Origin of the sequence: Streptomyces sannanensis (assembly GCF_039536205.1) — a bacterium.
Classification (GTDB): domain Bacteria; phylum Actinomycetota; class Actinomycetes; order Streptomycetales; family Streptomycetaceae; genus Streptomyces; species Streptomyces sannanensis.
Map to the genome: position 1 here is coordinate 448,656 of NZ_BAAAYL010000001.1, position 18,517 is coordinate 467,172.

Consider the following 18,517-nt stretch of genomic DNA (forward strand, 5'->3'; position numbering starts at 1 on the left):
CGGGGGGCGGCTGCTGCGGTCAGGCGGCGGGTTCGCCGGCCTGAAGTTGCCACAGGGATGCGTAGAGTCCGTGCTGGGCGAGGAGTTCGTCGTGGGTGCCCTGCTCGGCGACGACGCCGCCCTTGTCCATGACGTAGATCCGGTCGGCGTGGCGGACCGTGGAGAGCCGGTGGGCGATGATCAGCATCGTCCGGTCGGCCGCGAAGACGCGGAGCGCGCGCTGGATGGCGGCCTCGGTCTCGTTGTCCACGGCGGAAGTGGCTTCGTCGAGGATCACGACCGGCGCGTCCTTGAGGATCGCGCGTGCCAGCGCGATCCGCTGTCGCTGGCCGCCGGAGAGCGCGGCACCACGTTCGCCGATCACCGTGTCGTAGCCGTCCGGCAGCGTCGCGACGAAGGTGTGTGCCTCGGCTTTCATGGCCGCCTCGACCACTGCCTCGCCCGAGGCTCCGAAGCTGCCGTAACGGATGTTGTCGGCGACGGTGCCGTCGAAGAGGAAGGGGTCCTGGGCGACGAACCCGATCGCGTGGCGCAGGTCGTGCCGCGACAGCTCGCGCACGTCCCGCCCGTCGAGCAGCACGCTGCCGATGTCCGCGTTCTGGAATCGCATCAGCAGCTTGGCGATCGTGGTCTTGCCTGAGCCGGTGGCGCCGACGAGGGCGGTGATCTGCCCGGCGGGGATGGTCAGCGAGAGGTCCTCCAGCGCCGGTGGCCGATCGGGGTAGGCGAAGGTCACGTTGTCGAGGACGATCTCCCCGCGCGCCTTCTCGGCGTCGAGCGGTCCGCCGGTGCCATCGGTCTCGACGGGGAGGGCGCGCAGGCGCTGGACCCGGTCGTAGGCGGTGATCGTGCGCTGGTACTGGTCGACGATGCCGCCGAGCCGGTTCATCCGCAGCATTACCATCTGGGGCAGCCCGATCAGCGGGCTGAACACCTCGAACGGCAGGCTGCCGTCGAGCACCGCCCGGCCGCCGATCAGCAGGGTTCCGGCCATCGAGCCGGTCGTGCAGACCCGGACGATCTCGGCGTGGCGGATCGTGCTCCGGTCGGTCCGCCGGCTGCTGTCCTGGACCTCCCCGCTCAGCCGGTCGATGCGCTCGGCCTCGTAATCCTCGGTGCAGAAGCTCTTGACGGTGGCACCGGCCTCCAGCGTGTTCACCAACTGGCTGTGCAGCCTGGCCCGGTACTCGCCGGAGACGGCGTAATCGGCCGCGACTTTGTCCTGGTAGTGGAACGACAGCCAGGCGATGACCGGGATGGGCAGGAACGCGATCCAGGCGATCTGTGGTGCCAGCAACAGGAACAGCGGCACCAGGAGGGCCAGACTGGTGCCGAGTTGCAGCAGGTCGTTGGCCGAGGTGGCGAAGAAGGTGCCCATCTGACGGACGTCGTCGGTGAGCGCGCCGGCGATCCGGGTGGTCCGCTCGCCTTCCAGGTGCCGTAGTTCGAGGTGCTGCACATGGGCGTACGTCCGGTTGCGCCAGTCGTGCTCGATGTCCTGGCCGAGCCGGCGCCACTGGAGGTTCGAGGCGTACGACAGGCCCGCCACGGCGGCACAGGCGGCGGTCATCAGCCCCGCCAGCCCGAAGAGTTGGGCGGACGCGGTGGTCAGGCCGAGGCGGACCAGCGGAGCTGCCTGCCCCTTGATGAGGACCAGTCCGGTCCAGCCGAGCAAGGTACCGAGCGCCATCTCCGAGGCCTGGCAAGCGATGGACAGGGCAACGGCCCCGCAGAGACGGCGTCGGTGCGGTCCGACGATCTCCACCAGGGGGTGGCGTTCGACGCCGGGCCCGGCCGCTTCCTGGGATGCGTCGACCGTTCCGCGCCAGGCCTTCCGGAGAACGGCCGCGGTCGCCGCGGCCACCCCGCCCACTGCCACCAGTTGCCTGCTCAGCGCCGACCCCTTGATCAGCGCGATCCCGGCCGCGACCCCGCCGCCGACGGCGAGCACCGGTCGCACGACCAGGCCGCGATCCGCCCGCGGGGCCGGTGCGGCGACGGGTCGGGCCGATGCCGGGCGTCCCGCTCCGGTCGGATCCTCCGCGACCAGGGTGACGGCTCTGCGGACGATCCGGCCGACGTCCGTGGCGCGCAGCCGTGCATCGTGCCGGACGAGTACCCCGCCGGTGACCGGGTTGGCCCGGGCCTCGGTGATCCCGGGAATGCGGCGCAGCGCGGCGGCGAAAACCTCAGCCGTCCGTGGCCGTCCAAGCACCAGCTTGACGTCCCAGCGCTGGCGGCCCGGAGTGACCGAGCGCGGACGCGCGTCCCATTCCACGGAGCGGAATCCGGCTGCGGCATCCAGTAGCGATGACATGCGTACGATCACCTGTTTGCGGAGGTCACGGGTAATCCGTCAACGGGCGCGGCGAAATTCGGCGCACGGCGGATTACTGCGACGGAGTGGAAATTCCGAAAGGGGGCAGAAGCGCGGCCGAAAGGCCCACGGCCGACCGCCGCGAGGCCCCGTCTTCCGAGGTCGGCCGGAAGACCCGCCCAGACGGCGGGCCGGGCCGCGCATCAGGGCGTCACTGCGCCTTCCCGGCGCCAGCGGTCGCACGGATCTTCGGAGTCCTGACCTCGTCCTTCTCGCCGTTCGTGGCTACACCCTCGGTGGGCTGGTGGCCGTCACCGGAGGCGATCTGCGCCGCCACCATGTCGGCAGCCACCTCGACCGCGAGGTCATGGATGTTCTCTCCGGCCTCATGGGCCGCCTTCTTCACCTCCATGACAAGACCGACGGACGTCGTGACGACACCGCGCACCAGCGGCTTGAGGAGACGCTTGGCCAGTGGCGCGACGATGAGACCGATCAGAAACGGCGGAACGACGGGCGGCATGATGCTCCAACTTCTCTACGCAGATGTATGACAGGAGACCCAGGGCACTGCGAACGCCGGAGCACGCACAGCGGGGAAGGCGGAAGCACCCATTTCCGGAATTCTCGATATCCCGTGCCGAACTCTCCGCCGGTTGAATTCCTTGTCGATGGGGTAAACCGTCCGCTCATCGATCACCGTAGCCCAGTCATGACCGTCGAGGCCAAACGGTCTCGGCGGGTTTCACCCATGCGAGTGCTATCCATATTCGGACTGCTACGGATTACAGTAGGCGTACCCACCCAGCGAAGCGCTTTTCTAATTTACCTATTACCAGTGATCGGCTTCATGGTGACTGCCGATTTCGCGCGCCGCCCTCCGGCGCAGGACGGGAAACGACAGCGCGTCTCCTCCCAGCACCGCCTCGTGGAAGACCCGCACGTCGAGGTCACCGACCCAGCGCACCGTCGGCACCGTCGGTGCGTGCCGGAGGCGTGGTCAATGCTGTGGCGCGCGCCGGGGGTGCTTCTGCGGGCGTGCTGCGCGAACCCGGCGCCTCCGCAGCGAGTTACGCAAGATCCAGCTCCGACCGTTCACGGACGAGTGAACTCCCAGCCAGCCACTGGCGCACCGGCTGCTGCGAACGCCAGCATGGTCGGCATGGCCACCACGCACCCCCGGGCTGAGCGGGCCGCCCAGGCCCGGGCAGCCGAAACCCAGCTCGCCGCCGACGGAATCGACGGGGTGGTGTTCGGTTGGGTCGACAACGCCGGCCTCACCCGCGTGAAGTCCGTCCCGCTCGCCCAGCTCGAACACGCCGCCGAGTACGGCGTCGGCGCCGTGCCCTGCTTCGACGTCTCCCTGGTGGACGACTCCTTCACCGCTGCGCCTTCGAGTACCGGCCCGGTGGGCGACCTGCGGCTCGTCCCCGACCTCGACCGGCTCACCCCGCTCGCCGCCCAGCCCGGCTGGGCCTGGGCCCCGGCCGACCGCTATACCCAGGACGGCACCCCGCACCCCGGCTGTCAGCGCCGATTCGCCCGCCAGGTCACCGAGGCCATCGAGCGGCGCGGGCTTTCGGTGCAAGCCGGGATCGAGGTCGAGTGGGTGGTGGCCGACGCCACCGGGGCCCCCGCGACGCTCGGGCCCGCGTACGGGATGACCCGCTTCGTCGAGCACTCCGACTATCTGCGGGAGGTGCTGCGCGCCCTCACCGCCCAGGGGTTGACCGTGCTCCAGCTCCACCCCGAGTACGCCGCCGGGCAGTTCGAGGTCTCGGTCGCCGCCGAGGGGCCGGTCGAGGCGGCCGACACCACGATGCTGGTGCGCCACACCATCCGGGCCGTCTCCGCCCGTCACGGCCTGCGGGTCTCGTACGCGCCCGTCTTCACCGAGGGCTCGGTCGGCAACGGCGGCCACCTGCACCTCAGCCTATGGCGACAGGAGCAGAACCTCGGGCACGGCGGCCCCGGCCGCCACGGGCTGCACCCCGACGCCGAGCAGTTCTTCGCAGGCGTACTGGCCGAGCTGCCCGCCCTGCTCGCCCTCGGCGCGCCCAGCGTCGCCTCCTACCTGCGGCTGGTCCCCTCCCGCTTTGCCGGGGCCTACCGATGCTGGGGCCTGGAGAACCGCGAGGCAGCGCTGCGCCTGATCACCGGCTCCGCCGCCGGGCAGGCAAACGCCGAGCTCAAGTGCTTCGACGCCGCCGCCAACCCGTACCTGGAGGTCGGCGCCGTGCTGGCCGCCGGACTCGCTGGCCTGGAGTCCGGCCTGCCCCTCCCGCCCGAGACTCCGAGCGACCCAGCCGCCCTCGTCGCCGCCGAGCGCCTCCCGGCGAGCCTGCCGGAGGCGATCGACGCGTACGAGAAGTCCGCACTGCTGCGGCAGGCGCTCGGTTCCGATTTGTACGAGGCCGTGCTGGCCGTCCGGCGGGCAGAGGCTGAGCTGTTCGCGGGGCACACGGATGCGGATGTCATCAAGGCTGTCCGCTGGCGCTACTGACAGGTTTCACGGAGCTCCAGCAGGATCCGGCCGCAGAGCGTGAGGGGCAGTTCCTCGCCCGTGCCTGTGGCTGAAGCGGTCGCGGGCATGGCGTCGTCCGAGGTGAGAGGGAGGGTCGAGCGCCGTTGCCGTCGAGCATGAGGCGCATGGAACGACCCTCGGTAGCGTGGCAGTGGATGGTGGCGGCCTCGTGCGGCCGGGCGATCGGCGCGGAGTTGCAGGTCGAGAGGGACTCGTCGACACCGCCGAGCGGCACGTCCGCCGGCATGGGCTGCGGGGCACCTGCGCGAGCTGGGCATCGTAGGTGTGCACCAGTGCCTCGGCCCTCGTCAGTTGGGAGCGGCGGAACTCGTCGGGTACGGGGGACATTTGCATCAGCCCACTTCGGCTCTGGGGGAGGACCCGAGAACCGGATCGGTAACAGCGGGTTCCAGCGGCTTCGCCATGTAGACCGCCTCGGCACCGTAGCTCGCGGGCAGCCCGATCTCGGGCCGGGCGCGGTAGCCCAGCCGGGACCACAGCACCTCGGAGCCGCGCACGGCGACCAGAGAGAGGGACCGGTAGCGGGCCGCCCGGCCGGTCTCCTCCAGGTGTCGCAGCAGCCGGGGGGCCAGGCCGCGGCCGCGCGCCCGCTCGGCGATCACCAGGTCGTGGGCGTGCAGGTTGCTCCCCCGGTCGCTCTCCTGCGCCGTGCCTTCCTCGGCCACGCTCAGGTCCGGGCAGCGGAACAGCGGGTACGGCAATGCGAGCAGATAGCCCCCGAAGCCACCCGCGTGCTCCAGCACGAAGCAGGTCGAGGGCGAGGCGCACTGCCGGGAGCGCAGCGCCTCCCGCCCCTCGGACAGACCGCTCGCGGCGTAGGCGCGTTCCTCCAGCGCGACCACCTCGTCCCAGTCCTCCTCCCGAAGCAGCCGGATCCGGGTGTCGATCACGCGTCTCCTCCGTCCAGAGCCGGGCCGCCGACGCAGGTGTACGGCAGCGGCGCGAAGCCGTTGAACCCCCGGGTGGCGTACGCGGCGGCGTACGCGCCGCAGGAGTGGACCCACACCGGGTCGCCGGAGGCGATCGCGCGCGGGACCCGTACCAGGCCGTCCTCCTGGGCGTACGCGTCGTCGCTGTCGCAGGTCGGGCCGGCCACCACGGCGTCGACGAACTGCCCGCCGGAATGGGTGGGGAACTCCAGGCGGTACTGCAACTGGTCCATCTCGTAGAGGCCGTTGAACTTGCCGCAGCTCAGGTAGAGCCAGTCCTCACGGGTGCCGTCGAGCCGGTGTCGGGAAGTGAGCCGTGCCACGTGGGCGCGGATCGCGCCGTGGTCGGCGACCAGGTGGCGGCCGGGCTCCACCAGGAAGTCCAGCGGGGCGGCGTTGACGGCACGCAGTCGTTCCATGCCCTCGCGGATCACCACGAACATCTTGTCCAGCGGCGGTTCCAGCGGCCGGCCGCGCCGGTCGAGGACACCGAGGGCGGGCAGACCGCCACCGAGGTTGATCCGGTCCGGGGTGATGCCGCGCCCGCTGAGCGCCTCCAGGACCGCCGCCAGCGAGTCGATCGCCGCGGCCCATGCCTCGGCGGTCATCTGCTGGGAGCCGACGTGCACCGACAGGCCGGAGGGCACCAGCCCGGCGCTCCGGGCGGCACCGAGCACCCGCAGGGCATCCTCGGGCGAGCAGCCGAACTTGTGGCTCAGGCCCCACAGCGCTCCCTCGCCGGTGGTCGCGATCCGGCAGAAGACCCGTGATCCAGGGGCGTGTTCGGCGATTGCGGCGACGTCCTCCAGGCAGTCGGTGGCGAAGTCGCGCACGCCCAGCCGGTAAGCCTCGGCGATGTTGCGGTCGGACTTGACGGTGTTGCCGTAGTGGATCAGCCAGGGGGCCACCCCGGTGCGCAGCGCCTGGGCGATCTCCTGCGGGCTCGCCGCGTCGAAGCCGGAGCCGAGCCGGGCGAGGTGGCCGAGCACCTCGTCCACCGGGCAGGCCTTCATCGCGAACCGGACGGCGACGCCTGGCAGTTCGGCGCACAGGGCGGCGTACTGGCGGCCGATGCCGTCCAGGTCGTAGATGATGGCGTCCTCGATGGCGGCGGCGAGCGCAGCGCGCAGGGCGGGGTGGTCGTGCTGGTCGGGGAGGGGCGCGGTGGATGCGTACACGGAGGCCGTCGGGGCGTGATGGCCGGTTCTGCCACGGTCGGCCGTCCGGCGTGGTTCGGCGATCTGGCGCACATCGGTGGTCTGAGGCCTCACGTTTGAACTCCCGGTCCGACTGGATGAATGATGCCAAGGGCCTGCTGGCACACATGAGATGAAGCGAGGGAGCCCAAAGGTCGGCTGTGACGCCTGACCTGGACTCCCTCCACGCTGCACTCTATGCACTTCTGGGGCCTGCTCCCGCACCTGCTGTGCACCCTGCACGGCCTGCCCGCAGCCTTCGCGCCGACCGACTCGAATCCAATGAGCGCGAGACCCCGCTCGGCGTGCTCCACGCCGAACCCCACTCGCCGCGACCCGCCCCGGGCAGACCCTGATCAGCGACCGGCAGTACCACGGCCGCAATTTCCAGCCCGCCACGAACGGGGTGAATCCGGCGGGCGAGCTCCACGAAGGAGAGGCGATCTGGCGATGCACCTCCGACTGCGAACCGTCTCACCGATCTTGTTCTGGGCGTCCCTGCCGGTCGAGGGCAGGAACCCCGGCAAGGTGAAGGACGTGTGCCCGAATGAGCCGCGCCACCTCTCGTCCTGGCAGTACACGATCTCGGCCTCGCCGGGAGGCAGCCGCAGCCCGGCCTCATCCACCCTGTCGGCGCGCCTTGAGCCACCGCTCGACACACAGAACCACCCAAACGGCGTCGGCGTGAGCCTCCACGACCTTGACGATCAGGTACCACCGGATGCCGGCGAAGAACTTCTGCATGTCGAGATCGATCACACAGCCCTTCGTCCGGCAGCGGTTCCGGCCGAGCATCCTCATCCCGCCGCCGTGCTGCTCGGGAATCTCCACCGCCCGCACCGGAGGGGAAAAGCACATCCCCGACGACATCTGGTTCCAGGCCTTCAGATCCTTCTCGAACTCGTCGATGGACTGCCCGTCCACTCCCGGCGCTCCTTTGTTCGCCTCGCCTTGCGGCCTACTACGAGCCGGTCCGCCGGCACCTCCGCATCGGTACTCGGCCCTTCACGGCTTCGGCGCCGCCTCTCGCCCACCCTGACCAGGGCGAACCACGATCCGAGCCTGGTTATGCCAGGAGTACGACCACATCGGTAAGCGCCCTACAAGATCCAGCAGGTCGAGCTGGCGGCCCAGGACCACCTGTTGAGGGCCCCGGTCCCGCCGCACGGATCTACGCGGCGACCGCATCCAGGTTGGCGGTCTCGGGCCGACCGGGGACGTGCATCACCTCGGGTGCGTTTCTCGTCGAGTGAGGTTAGCGAGGTCGCCCGTGTCCGGTGTAATGCCCGTCTCGTTGCGGTAGCTGGTTGATCAGCTGGCGTGAGAGGTGGGTCGGATGAGCTGTGCTGAGGTGCTGCGGCTGCTGCGGGAGCGGGAGGCGGCCTGCTCGCCGGCGCCGAACCTGCACGTCGCGGACACCGAGCCGTCGCTTCCCGCCGCCTTGAACTCCCGGCCGTTGCAGCGCGCGGTGGTGCATGAGGCCACGTCCGGGTCCCTGCGGCAGGCCGCCTGGGCGATCGAACGCGCCACCGGGCAGAATATCGGTACCCGGCAGCTCATGGAGATCTGCGCGCGGGCCGCCGCGGACATCGGCGCGTTCTGCACTGCCGCACGCCGAGCGGACGCCGTGCACATCGACGCCGCCGAGCTGCTGGTGCTCACCTGCGACGCGCCCGGCGTGAACATGATCCCGTCCGGGTTGAGGGACGCCACCCGCGCCACCGCCGAAGCCCACGCGGCGGCCGGCCCTCCCCAAGCGTTTCGACGTCTGCCCGTAAAGGGCGCCTTGCGGTGCCTTGGCCTGCGGATGTCTCTGAATGATGTTTCGCCCCGACAGCTGGAAGGTGCCATGAGCGCGCGTCGTCTGTTACCGAACGAGGAGTCCCTTGGCCTCATCAGGCTGGTCCGGAAGCTGGCGGCCGATGAACTCGCGCCGCGGGTGGATGCCGATGAGGCGAACGAGGCGTTCCCTCGTGACGTCTTCAGGCTCCTCGGACGCGTCGGCCTGCTCGGTTTGCCGTACTCCGAGGCGTACGGTGGCAGCAGTCTGTCCTACGAGGTGTACCTACAGGTTGTCGAAGAGATCGCGTCCGTGTGGGTTTCGGTCGGTGTAGGTGTCTCAGTGCACGTGCTGTCGTGCTTCGGCTTGGCGACGATGGGTACCGAGGAGCAGAAGCAGGAGTGGCTGCCCGCGATGCTCGGTGGCGAGCTGCTGGGTGCCTACTGCCTCTCGGAGCCGCACGCCGGCTCGGACCCGGCCGCGATGCAGACCCGGGCCCGTCTGGACGGCGATCACTACGTCCTGAACGGCGCGAAAGCCTGGACGACCCATGGCGGCCACGCGGACTACTACAAGGTCATGGCCCGCACCTCGGAAGATCGCACGGGTATCTCGTGCTTCATGATCCCGGCTGACACCGAGGGCCTCACCGCTGATGTGCCTGAACGGAAGATGGGCCTGACCGGGTCCACGACGGCGACCATGGTGCTCCGGGACGTCCGTGTCCCCGTCGAGCGGCGTATCGGTGCTGAGGGCGACGGCCTGCGTATCGCTCTCGCGAGCCTGGATTCCGGCCGTCTCGGTATCGCGGCCGTCGCGGTCGGTCTCGCCCAGGGCGCTCTTGACCACGCGATCGCCTATGCGCGCGATCGGGAGACTTTCGGATCACGCATTATCGACCACCAGGGAGTCGCGTTCCTGCTCGCTGACATGGAGGCCGCGGTGTTTTCAGCGCGTGCTGCGACCCTCCATGCCGCCCGGTTGAAGGACGCGGGACTGCCGTTCAGCCGTGAGGCGTCGGTCGCGAAGCTTGTCGCGACCGACAACGCGATGCGTGTCACCACCGATGCGGTGCAGGTGCTCGGCGGGGTCGGCTACACGCGCGAGTTCCCGGTCGAGCGGTACATGCGTGAGGCCAAGGTGACTCAGATCTTCGAAGGCACGAACCAGATTCAGCGCATGGTCATCGGGCGGTCGCTCGCCAAGTCCAACAACGGTGACCTCACTTTGGCCCCCTGAGCTTGACTCTGAAGCTGATCGGAAAATCGATGTCCGGGAGGGCAGGCGGCAGCGTCCGGTCCGCGTGCGGACCGGATGACGGTGAGAGACGAGTCGGTCAGGTCGATGCCGGTGTGAGGGCGACTTGGTGGCCGAGGGCCTGGAGCTGGCGGACGAGATCGCGGGTCTTGCGGGCGGGGTCGAGGTGGAGACGGTACCAGTCGGCACCGAGCTCCTGGCTGGAGGCGTCTGGGACGTTGATCAGGTGCCAGGAGATGACGAGTATCGAGCGGGCGACGGCGACCAGGGCTTTGGCATGGCCGCGGCGTTTGACGATGCGGCGGTAGCGCGCCGAGCAAGGTGTCCGTGCGGGCAGCGGCGTTTGCAGCCTCGCCCAGGGCGCCCTTGAGCCAGGGCTCGCCCTTCCCGGCTGGGCCCGCGCTGTTCTCGCTCCGGACTGAATCGTGCGGGGACGCAACTTGGCCCAGAACACAAGGTGTTCAGGGGTGGGGAAGCGGCGCCCTTCGGCTATGTCGCCACCACTCGACTACGGGAGTCGCAACCATGCCTCACACGACCGCCTTCGCCAGGATCCGGTGGTCCATAGGCCATCGTCGCGCCAGCGCGCGCTCCACTGGCGGCAGTACCAGCCGGGGCAGTAGCGTCCTGATCGCGGCTCATGCCAAGGGAGGTGTCTGCGGCCGCGCTTGCCATTCCCGCAGAGAACCCTTCGTCCCAAGGGGCGGCGCCCACGGACGCCGGTCCGGTCGGCCCGAGGGCGACCGGATACAGTGCGCGAGACGGCAGCCTGGTTTGTGAGGGAAAGCGTGACCGACACCAGCAACACCCGGCCCGCCGAGGGTGAAGCGCAAGCGCCGCGGCAGAGCCGACTGCACCGCCTGATGCGCTACATCCCCCTGATCGCCCCCGTCCTTCTGTGGGCCGTGCCCTGCTGGGTGCTCCTGCACAGCGGCCAGCACTGGCCGCTGCCCGTCACGCTGGTCGGCACCGCCCTGTTCGTCCTCGGCCTCGTCGGTATGCCGTTCGCGATGGTGCGCGGCCACGGCCGGCGTCAGCAGGACCGGGCGGCGATCGTCGGTGACACCCTGCTGGGCACGAGCTGGGTTCTGTTCACCTGGTCCGTTCTGATCGGGGTCCTCTTGCGGCTCGCCCTGACCGTGGCCGGCGTCGGTGAGAGTCAGGACCGGGCCCGAATCGTCACTTGGGCGGTCCTCGGCGTTACCGCCGTGCTGCTCGCCTGGGGGTACGCCGAGGCCCGCCGCGTGCCCCGCGTGCGGCGACTCGACGTGCAACTCCCACGGCTGGGTCCCGGGTTGGACGGTATACGCGTCGTCCTCATCACCGACACCCACTACGGTCCCCTCGATCGCGCCCGCTGGTCGGCACGGGTGTGCGAGACGGTGAACGCTCTGGAAGCCGACTTGGTCTGCCACACCGGAGACATCGCGGACGGCACGGCCGAACGCCGCCGTGCTCAGGCCGTCCCACTCAGTACTGTGCGGGCCACCCGGGCCCGGGTCTACGTCACCGGCAACCACGAGTACTACAGCGAGGCCCAGGGCTGGGTCGACCTGATGGACGAGCTGGGCTGGGAGCCGCTGCGCAACCGCCATCTGCTGCTCGAACGCGGTGGCGACACCCTCGTGGTGGCCGGCGTGGATGACGTCACGGCCGAGTCCTCCGGCCTCGCCGGCCACGGCGCCCACCTCGCCGGAGCCCTGCACGGCGCCGACCCCGACCACCCCGTCCTGCTCCTGGCCCACCAGCCCAAGTTCGTCGACCGGGCGGCAGCCGGCGGCGTCGACCTCCAGCTCTCCGGCCACACCCACGGCGGCCAGATCTGGCCCTTCCACCACCTGGTCCGCATCGACCAGCCCGCCCTCGCCGGCCTCAGCCGCCACGGCACCCGCACCCTCCTCTACACCAGCCGCGGCACCGGCTTCTGGGGCCCGCCCTTCCGCGTCTTCGCCCCGAGCGAGATCACCCTGCTCGTACTCCGCTCCCCGCAGCGGCCCCCACACCGTAGCGCTGGGCGGGCCGGCGGTTCCGCCTGAAGATGCTGCAGTGCGCCGGCACCCCGAAGAAGGGCTACGCATCCTGCAACGCCCTGCGCGTCACCAGCGGCACCACCGCCTTCCAGGAAGAGCAGGCAGCGAAGAAGGGCATCGCACCCCAGACCGTCCGGCCGAACGCCCCCGCGGACTCCCCCACCGGCTACGGCCCCAGCGACCTGCAGTCGGCCTACGGCCTGACCTCCGCCGCCTCCGCCAGCGGCTGCGGCAGACCATCGCCATCGTCGACGCCTACGACGACCCGAACGCCGAGTCGGACCTGGCCAACACCCACGACAGTCAGGCTCTGATGTCCCTGTCCGGAGCCTCCCGCCGATCCGCTCCACCGCGGGCCGCACCGACGCCGGTCGGCCAAGCTCCACGGGGCAAGGGCTGTGACTACTTCCACTTGCGCTGATGGCTGCACTGGCAAGGCACCACCCCTACAGCGCTGACGGTGGACTGTGGCCACATCGTCTCGCAGATCAGGGTTGTGTGAACTACGTATTTACGCGGCCGACCTCGATCGTGTGTGGAGCGAGCCGAGGTGTACGCGATTTCGATGGCCCTGGGAGTGCCGGAGGCGAGGGAGTCGCCGGGAGAGGCCGCTGCGCAGGCGATCCCCCCGCCAGGGCAGAGACGACGGCACACACGGAGCGCGCGGCGTCCAGCGGCTCCTGCATGCCAGCCACCATGCAAGCGAAGCCGGCGCCCTGCGAACCGGCACACCGCGTCATTCCGAAGGAATGCGAAACTCGAATGTGGGACGGTCCCACGGCACGGCGGGCGGGTTCGCGAGCGCGGTCCCGGTCCGCACTGCACCAACGCGGTGGTAGAAGTCCTCGGCGGGAAGATGCGACACGACCTTGACACGGTCGAGCCCGGCGGCACGGGCCTCGGACTGCATGTGCGCAACGAGCAGCCGTCCAATACCACGTCCTTGCGCTTCGTCGGCGACGAACAGCAGGTCGAGCTCCGGTGGAGCGAGGACAAGCGAGTAGAACCCGATGACCCGGCCTCCATGCTCGTCGGCGCCGACGGCCACAAAGGCGCGATGGGCTTCGATGTAATCAGGACCGACCCGGTAGCCCGCCACTGCGGCTGCGTACTTACCCTCGTAGGCGCCTGAGCCACGCACGAGCCGCGTGAGCCGTTTGGCATCCCGCGCGACGGCCCTCCGTATCGTGATCGGCTGGCTGATCGGGGAAGTGCGTGAACTCATCGGGAGAGTATTTCGCACCGGGAAGTGCCTTCCTGCGGCGGGTCGGCTGCTCGGGCAGGCATTCCTGCACCGCTCCCGGGAACCACTCGTGCGAGCGCAACCGACGCCCAATCGCCCTGGCGGCGCTTCCCCTGTCCCTGCCCCACTACGCGAGAAAGTCGGCTTCACCTCCGCCGTGAACGGCGGAGCACTGCCGACAAACCCGGTAGCGTTCCAAGACGTCGCGCCACGGTGCTCCGGCTCGGCTACTCGAACCGCGCGGTGTCGCCTGCCCCACGGCGTACGATCTCGGCCTCGCCACTGGAGAAGTCGATGACCGTGGTCGGCTCCGTGCCACAGTCGCCCGAGTCGACCACGGCGTCAACCACGTGGTCGAGGCGCTCTTTGATCTCCCACCCCTGTGTCATCGGCTCGTCCTCGTCGGGCAGGAGCAGGGTGCTGGAGAGCAGCGGCTCACCGAGGTCCGCCAGCAGGGCCTGGGCAACAATATGGTCCGGAATGCGGACTCCGACGGTTTTCTTCTTGGGGTGCAGCAGCTGGCGCGGCACCTCCTTCGTCGCCGGGAGGATGAAGGTGTAGCTGCCAGGTGTTGCCGCCTTGATCGCGCGGAACACGTCCTTGTCGACATGCACGAACTGGCCGAGCTGCGCGAAGTTCTGGCACACCAGGGTGAAATGGTGGCGATCGTCGAGGTTCCGGATCGACCGGATCCGGCTGAGGCCGTCACGGTTGCCCAGCTGGCAGCCCAGGGCGTAACAGGAGTCCGTCGGGTACGCGATGAGCGCGCCGGAACGGATGCCGGCAGCGACAGTGCTGATGGTGCGCTGCTGAGGGTTCTGGGGGTGCACGTCGTAGTACGTTGCCATCCGCCGAGCCTATGTGATCAGGTCCCGGATTACCGCCCGGCTGAACCGCGCCCGGCCGGGCTGGGTGGGCACACGGCAGCTCCGATCGCGCCCTGAGGCGGGTGCGCGCCGCCACCCGGCGGAGCAGAAGGACACGGCCGGCTGAAGCCCGGTGCTCCCGGCCGATTACCCGGTGGCGGGGTCGTAGAGCAGCCGGCCGGTGGCCCCCGGTGGCGTAAGGTGTGCCGCTACGTCGCCGCCGTACCGTGCGCTGCGGCCGCCAGACGCACGGTGTCCACCCGCACGAACACCGAATCGCCGACAGCGGTCAGCACGTCCGCGGCGTACACCTCGCAGATCACTCGGCTCTTACGGGCCACCTCGCCTTCGACGCGTGCCCTCAGGGTGAGCGGCACGCCCATCGGTGTCGGCTTCAGGTACTTCACGCCGAGCTCCCCCGTCACGCAGTCGATGCGCGGCAGGCTGCCCGGCTCACGCCCCTCGGCGCGGTAGTGGTGCGCCATGGCCGTCCAGTTGGAGTGGCAGTCGACGAGCATCGCGATCAGCCCGCCGTACACGAGTCCGGGCCAGCCGGTGAAGCCGGGATCCGGCAGGTGCGTGCACACCAGATGGACCGCGTCCGCGTCCCAGTGGCTGCTGATGCGCAGGCCGCTTGGATGCGCGCTGCCGCATCCGTAGCAGACACCGTCCGGATCGGCCAGGTTTTGCAGGGGCGTGTCTTCCACAGCAACCTCCGTCGTGAACAGCGACCTTCCTCAAGGTCAGGGCCACTTATACGGCCCCGGCCGGTGGCGTGTCTCGGTGATCCGGATCTCAGTCGGCTCCCGTCAGCGGGCCAGACCGTGCAAAACGTCACAGTGGGGCCAAGCCCGGGATGACACGGCCGGAGGTTGGTGGCACAGCGATGATTTTCGGGGGCTCGCCGGGTCTATGGGGACAGTGGCCGCTGAGGAGAGGATCGATCATGTCCATCGCAGAGACCCCGCAGAGCATCGACACCACGTCCACCCCGCCGGTGGCGGATGGCACGCGCTCGGCTGCCGCGGTCCCAGGGCTACCTGATGGGCGAGCAGGACCGCGAGAAGATCTTCGTGCACCCGGCGCGGTGGTACACCGACCACCAGGTGGATCTGCGCCTGGGAAGTGCCGTCACCAGGATCGACCGTGGCCGGAAGACGGTTGCCTTCTCCGAAGGCGAGACGATCGGTTACGACAAGCTGCTGCCGGCCACCGGCGTCTCCCCCGTCGCCTTCCCGTACCCCGCGCCGACCCGGACGGCGTGCCGGTCGACCGCGGTGCCCTCGCCGGTCCGGACGCACCGCTCGACCGGCTTCCTCTCGGTCCTGGTCGACGCCTGCGATCAGGGACCCGGGTTTCCGCGCCCGGACCGGGTCGGCAGTCCGGCAACCAGAGCACCGCGCCGCAGGACGTCCCGGAGCATGGCAGGGGTGAGGGTGCGGGTGAACATGTTGCGCCGGCTGGGATGGTATCCGCCGATCAGGTACACCTCGCGTTCGCCGCCGGCCTCGGCGACCAGCGCCTCGACACCGTGCCCGAAGACCGGTCGTGGACGGGGCAGTCGCCATCCCGCGCCGGCCAGCACGGGCAGCAGCGCCTGCCAGGCGAAGGCTCCGAGCACCACTGTGGCCCTCAGCGTCGGGCGCAGCAACTCCAACTCGTGGGCAAGCCACGGGCGGCAGGTGTCGCGTTCAGTTGTGGTGGGCCGGTTGCCGGGCGGTGCACAGTGCACCGGCACGGTGATCCGTACCCCGTACAGCTCCAACCCGTCGTTCCGGTGCGTGGCGGTCGGCTGGGAGGCCAGACCGATGTCGTACAGGGCGGCATAGAGTGCATCGCCGGACGGGTCACCGGTGAAGATGCGCCCGGTGCGGTTGCCGCCGTGCGCGGCCGGAGCAAGCCCGATGATCGCAAGTGGTGCATCCGGCGGGCCGAAGCCGGGCACCGGCCTGCCCCAGTACTCCCAGTCCTTGAATGCCCTGCGCTTGACGCGCGCGGCCTCCTCCCGCCAGGCCACCAGCCGCGGGCAGGCCCGACAGGTGGCCACCGCCGCGTCCAAGTCCTGGACCGTTCTCATCCGAGGAGCCGTGATCGCGGGGAAGTCGTGTGTTTCGGTCGCCGGGTGGTCGCCGCGCATGCCCGCCTCCATGCTCACCTGTGTCCTGGACTTCCGGTCCCGTCGCGCATTCCGCGGTGAAGCCCACCGCCGCATTGTCGAGGACGGGCCCTCAGTAGCGGGTCCAGGACGCCGACGAGGCCGAGAAGCGGCAGTCGCCGAGCAGGTCGTACGTTCAGCGGTGGGCGATCCGCACCATGCGGCGCGAGACTGCCGCCCGGGTGCGGTGGTCAGGGCCGCGTGGAGTCACGCCCGTGGTCGGCAGCGTACGCGGCGAAGACTTCCGTCGATGTTCCTCCGGTGTGGAGAAAACGCTGGTCCAGAATGGCGGCAAGGTCTTCCAGCGCACCGGCGAGCACATTGCCCGTCAGACGCACATCCGGCCGCCGGGCGGCCCGACCACGGTCGGCGAGGTCGGTGGCGTAGCCCACCATGGCCGCCAGAGACGCATGGTCCTCCCCGTCATGGAAGTAGTAGGCCTCGGCGTACTGGGTGAAGTCGATGCGGACTCGCACCACTTCAGTGGCCAGGCTCTCCAGCAGCAAGGCTCCCGCAGTGCAGTCGAGCTGTTGCGTTGCCGGGTCCGAGCGGCGCAGCAGCGCCAGCCGGAGGGCGAGGACCCTCCTGCGGGTCAGCGCCGGATAGATTTCGAGAACCCAGGAGACCGTGGCCGTCAGAAGTACGAAGCCGACGAGGGCTTCCAGCGGCGCGGCGACACGGAGCCACCCAGCGGTGGGCACGATGTCCCCGAGCCCAAGGGTGGCGACCGTGGTGAGCGACATGTACAGGGAGTCGAGCAACCCTGACTGAGGGGACGGTTGCGAGGCCGCTGCAAAGGCGAAATCCTCCGGCATGTGGGGCCAGTAGACGATGGCCCAGCCCAGGATGATGATCGTCGCCCACATGCCGACCACCGTCACCATGGCGAGCGGTCCGACGAGCCCGACGAGCCCGACGACACGCCTGCGGGCACGCAGCTGCTGGGACAGTCTCCACAGCACAGTCATGACGAGTCGGCTCAGGCCACCGTGCCGGGTGGGATGCCAGAGAGTATGGAAGAGGTCCCGCAGGGCGGCCATGACCAGCCCGACCCCCAGCAGCGAGACCAACCACTTCATGCACGTCTCCCACGGCCCATGTTCGCGGAGCGGCCTTCGCGGCCCCAGGCCATGAAGGCCGCCACTTCTGCTCCTCGAGACGACCCTCCTCCCGGAGCCCGTAGCCGGTGTGCGGCGCGGTGTCGGGGTCGGCGTGCGGCTGTCACGGGATCGTGGTCATGGTGTGCGCGCCGACGAGCAGTAGTCCGCGGCCGCTCATTGATCGGCCGGAACGATGCGGCGACCCGTGATGCCGGTGGGCTGGATCGACACCCACGTCTCGCGTTCGCCCCCCGCCCATGGCTCGGTGTGGGCGCGGTCGGTCATCCGCCGCGCGGCGTCGGGCTCCGTGACAACCCTCGCAGGACCGACGACGAGGACACTCCAGCCCTGGCTCATGGCCTCGTCGACATGGTCGACCTCGAATGCGACATGTGTTCCTGCGGCCGCCGCGAGCACCGAGTCAGGCGCGGTCCGGAAGGCAATTGCATCTTCGATGACCTCGTAGTTCACCGGGATGACCACCGGGCCATCGGGGGTCGATACCGCGATGCGCCCTACGCCGTGCGTGGAAAGCAGGTCGCGGCATTCGTCGGGGCCGAGGTCCCGTAGTCGGGGGTGCAGGAGCGCCTGACCTTGGCCGGGCGGCTGATCGATGCCGGCCCCGCGCAGGGCCGCGACGCTGGTGCCCAGCGCGGCGGCCAACCTGATCAGGCTCTCCAGGCTCGGGTCGGCCGGCCGTTCTTCGAGGTACGCCAGGTAGTCCGGCGCCATTCCGGCGCGACGGGCTGTTTCTGCCCGGGTCAGTCCTTGTCGCTCGCGTTCAGCGGCCACGCGCCGGCCGATGTCGCCGACGCCGGGTGCCCCACCGGAGGGGGGCCTGGAGGACGCGGTGACGGCCTCATCCCTGCTCGGCCGGGAAGGCTCGTGGAGCCTCCCGGGGCCGTGCTCGACGTGATGGATGTGCGCATCCGGCCCGGGAAAGACGAGTGTCACCTCGTTCGTATCGGACCAGCGCACGTCGTAGGGAGGTGTTCCGTCCTCATGGTGGAGTCCGACGATCTCGCCGTCGCGCCTGGTGGCGCCGGTGGCCGGGCTTTCGACAACAAGTCGATCGCCGAGGTGAGCTCGCATGATCGCC

The 18,517-nt window shown here is 69.8% G+C and carries 17 protein-coding genes; 4 read left to right on the top strand and 13 right to left on the bottom strand.

What is annotated here, in order from left to right:
* Positions 1–19: 19 nt before the first annotated feature.
* From ABD858_RS02030 to ABD858_RS02040, 3 genes are all read right to left on the bottom strand, one after another.
* Positions 20–2,317, bottom strand: a complete 2,298-nt coding sequence (locus ABD858_RS02030) for an ATP-binding cassette domain-containing protein (protein ID WP_345034100.1) — start codon at positions 2,315–2,317, stop codon at positions 20–22.
* 211 nt (positions 2,318–2,528) lie between these two features.
* Positions 2,529–2,840 (bottom strand): DUF5132 domain-containing protein, encoded by a 312-nt coding sequence (locus ABD858_RS02035; protein ID WP_345034103.1) that lies wholly within the window; start codon positions 2,838–2,840, stop codon positions 2,529–2,531.
* Between the two features lie 309 nt (positions 2,841–3,149).
* The gene (locus tag ABD858_RS02040) at positions 3,150–3,293 is read right to left on the bottom strand and encodes a hypothetical protein (protein WP_345034104.1); all 144 of its coding nucleotides are present in this window, start codon (positions 3,291–3,293) and stop codon (positions 3,150–3,152) included.
* Between the two features lie 186 nt (positions 3,294–3,479).
* Between ABD858_RS02040 and ABD858_RS02045 the strand changes: the two genes are divergently transcribed.
* The gene (locus ABD858_RS02045) at positions 3,480–4,820 is read left to right on the top strand and encodes a type I glutamate--ammonia ligase (RefSeq protein WP_345034105.1); all 1,341 of its coding nucleotides are present in this window, start codon (positions 3,480–3,482) and stop codon (positions 4,818–4,820) included.
* Between the two features lie 374 nt (positions 4,821–5,194).
* Here ABD858_RS02045 and ABD858_RS02050 read toward each other — a convergent pair whose 3' ends face one another.
* From ABD858_RS02050 to ABD858_RS02060, 3 genes are all read right to left on the bottom strand, one after another.
* Positions 5,195–5,752, bottom strand: coding sequence for a GNAT family N-acetyltransferase (locus tag ABD858_RS02050; protein WP_345034106.1), 558 nt, complete (start codon positions 5,750–5,752; stop codon positions 5,195–5,197).
* Entirely contained in the window at positions 5,749–6,921 is a 1,173-nt protein-coding gene (locus ABD858_RS02055; RefSeq protein ID WP_425586301.1) for a type III PLP-dependent enzyme, read from the bottom strand. Before ABD858_RS02055 ends, ABD858_RS02050 begins: the two co-directional genes overlap by 4 nt.
* Positions 6,922–7,605: 684 nt before the next feature.
* Positions 7,606–7,911, bottom strand: a complete 306-nt coding sequence (locus ABD858_RS02060; RefSeq protein ID WP_345034107.1) for an RNA-dependent RNA polymerase family protein — start codon at positions 7,909–7,911, stop codon at positions 7,606–7,608.
* A gap of 925 nt (positions 7,912–8,836) precedes the next feature.
* Between ABD858_RS02060 and ABD858_RS02065 the strand changes: the two genes are divergently transcribed.
* Positions 8,837–10,006: an acyl-CoA dehydrogenase family protein gene (locus tag ABD858_RS02065; protein WP_345044209.1), complete on the top strand. Its 1,170-nt coding sequence runs from the start codon at positions 8,837–8,839 to the stop codon at positions 10,004–10,006.
* A gap of 97 nt (positions 10,007–10,103) precedes the next feature.
* On the opposite strand, the gene ABD858_RS02070 is transcribed toward ABD858_RS02065, so the two are convergent.
* The gene (locus ABD858_RS02070) at positions 10,104–10,463 is read right to left on the bottom strand and encodes a hypothetical protein (RefSeq protein ID WP_345034109.1); all 360 of its coding nucleotides are present in this window, start codon (positions 10,461–10,463) and stop codon (positions 10,104–10,106) included.
* Positions 10,464–10,812: 349 nt separating this feature from the next.
* On the opposite strand from ABD858_RS02070, the gene ABD858_RS02075 reads away from it, so the two are divergent.
* Entirely contained in the window at positions 10,813–12,060 is a 1,248-nt protein-coding gene (locus tag ABD858_RS02075; protein ID WP_345034111.1) for a metallophosphoesterase, read from the top strand.
* Positions 12,061–12,062: 2 nt separating this feature from the next.
* Positions 12,063–12,368: a hypothetical protein gene (locus ABD858_RS02080; protein ID WP_425586133.1), complete on the top strand. Its 306-nt coding sequence runs from the start codon at positions 12,063–12,065 to the stop codon at positions 12,366–12,368.
* A gap of 422 nt (positions 12,369–12,790) precedes the next feature.
* Here the strand turns inward: ABD858_RS02080 and ABD858_RS02085 are convergent, their stop codons facing one another.
* The 6 genes from ABD858_RS02085 to ABD858_RS02110 all read right to left on the bottom strand — a co-directional run bounded on the left by ABD858_RS02085 (position 12,791) and on the right by ABD858_RS02110 (position 18,510).
* The gene (locus ABD858_RS02085; RefSeq protein WP_345034113.1) at positions 12,791–13,279 is read right to left on the bottom strand and encodes a GNAT family N-acetyltransferase; all 489 of its coding nucleotides are present in this window, start codon (positions 13,277–13,279) and stop codon (positions 12,791–12,793) included.
* A 245-nt stretch (positions 13,280–13,524) separates the two neighbouring features.
* Positions 13,525–14,145: an L-threonylcarbamoyladenylate synthase gene (locus tag ABD858_RS02090; RefSeq protein WP_345034116.1), complete on the bottom strand. Its 621-nt coding sequence runs from the start codon at positions 14,143–14,145 to the stop codon at positions 13,525–13,527.
* Between the two features lie 227 nt (positions 14,146–14,372).
* A complete protein-coding gene (locus ABD858_RS02095) occupies positions 14,373–14,870 on the bottom strand; it encodes a PaaI family thioesterase (protein WP_345034118.1) in 498 nt (165 codons plus the stop codon).
* 635 nt (positions 14,871–15,505) lie between these two features.
* A complete protein-coding gene (locus ABD858_RS02100) occupies positions 15,506–16,300 on the bottom strand; it encodes a uracil-DNA glycosylase (protein WP_345034121.1) in 795 nt (264 codons plus the stop codon).
* A 209-nt stretch (positions 16,301–16,509) separates the two neighbouring features.
* Complete coding sequence (locus tag ABD858_RS02105) at positions 16,510–17,397, bottom strand: potassium channel family protein (RefSeq protein ID WP_345034123.1); 888 nt, start codon at positions 17,395–17,397, stop codon at positions 16,510–16,512.
* 195 nt (positions 17,398–17,592) lie between these two features.
* Complete coding sequence (locus ABD858_RS02110) at positions 17,593–18,510, bottom strand: pyridoxamine 5'-phosphate oxidase family protein (RefSeq protein WP_345034127.1); 918 nt, start codon at positions 18,508–18,510, stop codon at positions 17,593–17,595.
* Between the last annotated feature and the right edge of the window lie 7 nt (positions 18,511–18,517).

Bases quoted from the DNA above. Each gene is read 5' to 3' on its own strand.
- ABD858_RS02030 (WP_345034100.1), bottom strand. From the start codon at position 2,317: ATGTCATCGCTACTGGATGCCGCAGCCGGATTCCGCTCCGTGGAATGG.
- ABD858_RS02110 (WP_345034127.1), bottom strand. From the start codon at position 18,510: ATGCGAGCTCACCTCGGCGATCGACTTGTTGTCGAAAGCCCGGCCACC.
- ABD858_RS02085 (WP_345034113.1), bottom strand. From the start codon at position 13,279: ATGAGTTCACGCACTTCCCCGATCAGCCAGCCGATCACGATACGGAGG.
- ABD858_RS02065 (WP_345044209.1), top strand. From the start codon at position 8,837: ATGAGCGCGCGTCGTCTGTTACCGAACGAGGAGTCCCTTGGCCTCATC.
- ABD858_RS02035 (WP_345034103.1), bottom strand. From the start codon at position 2,840: ATGCCGCCCGTCGTTCCGCCGTTTCTGATCGGTCTCATCGTCGCGCCA.
- ABD858_RS02105 (WP_345034123.1), bottom strand. From the start codon at position 17,397: ATGAAGTGGTTGGTCTCGCTGCTGGGGGTCGGGCTGGTCATGGCCGCC.
- ABD858_RS02090 (WP_345034116.1), bottom strand. From the start codon at position 14,145: ATGGCAACGTACTACGACGTGCACCCCCAGAACCCTCAGCAGCGCACC.
- ABD858_RS02045 (WP_345034105.1), top strand. From the start codon at position 3,480: ATGGCCACCACGCACCCCCGGGCTGAGCGGGCCGCCCAGGCCCGGGCA.
- ABD858_RS02100 (WP_345034121.1), bottom strand. From the start codon at position 16,300: ATGCGCGGCGACCACCCGGCGACCGAAACACACGACTTCCCCGCGATC.
- ABD858_RS02080 (WP_425586133.1), top strand. From the start codon at position 12,063: ATGCTGCAGTGCGCCGGCACCCCGAAGAAGGGCTACGCATCCTGCAAC.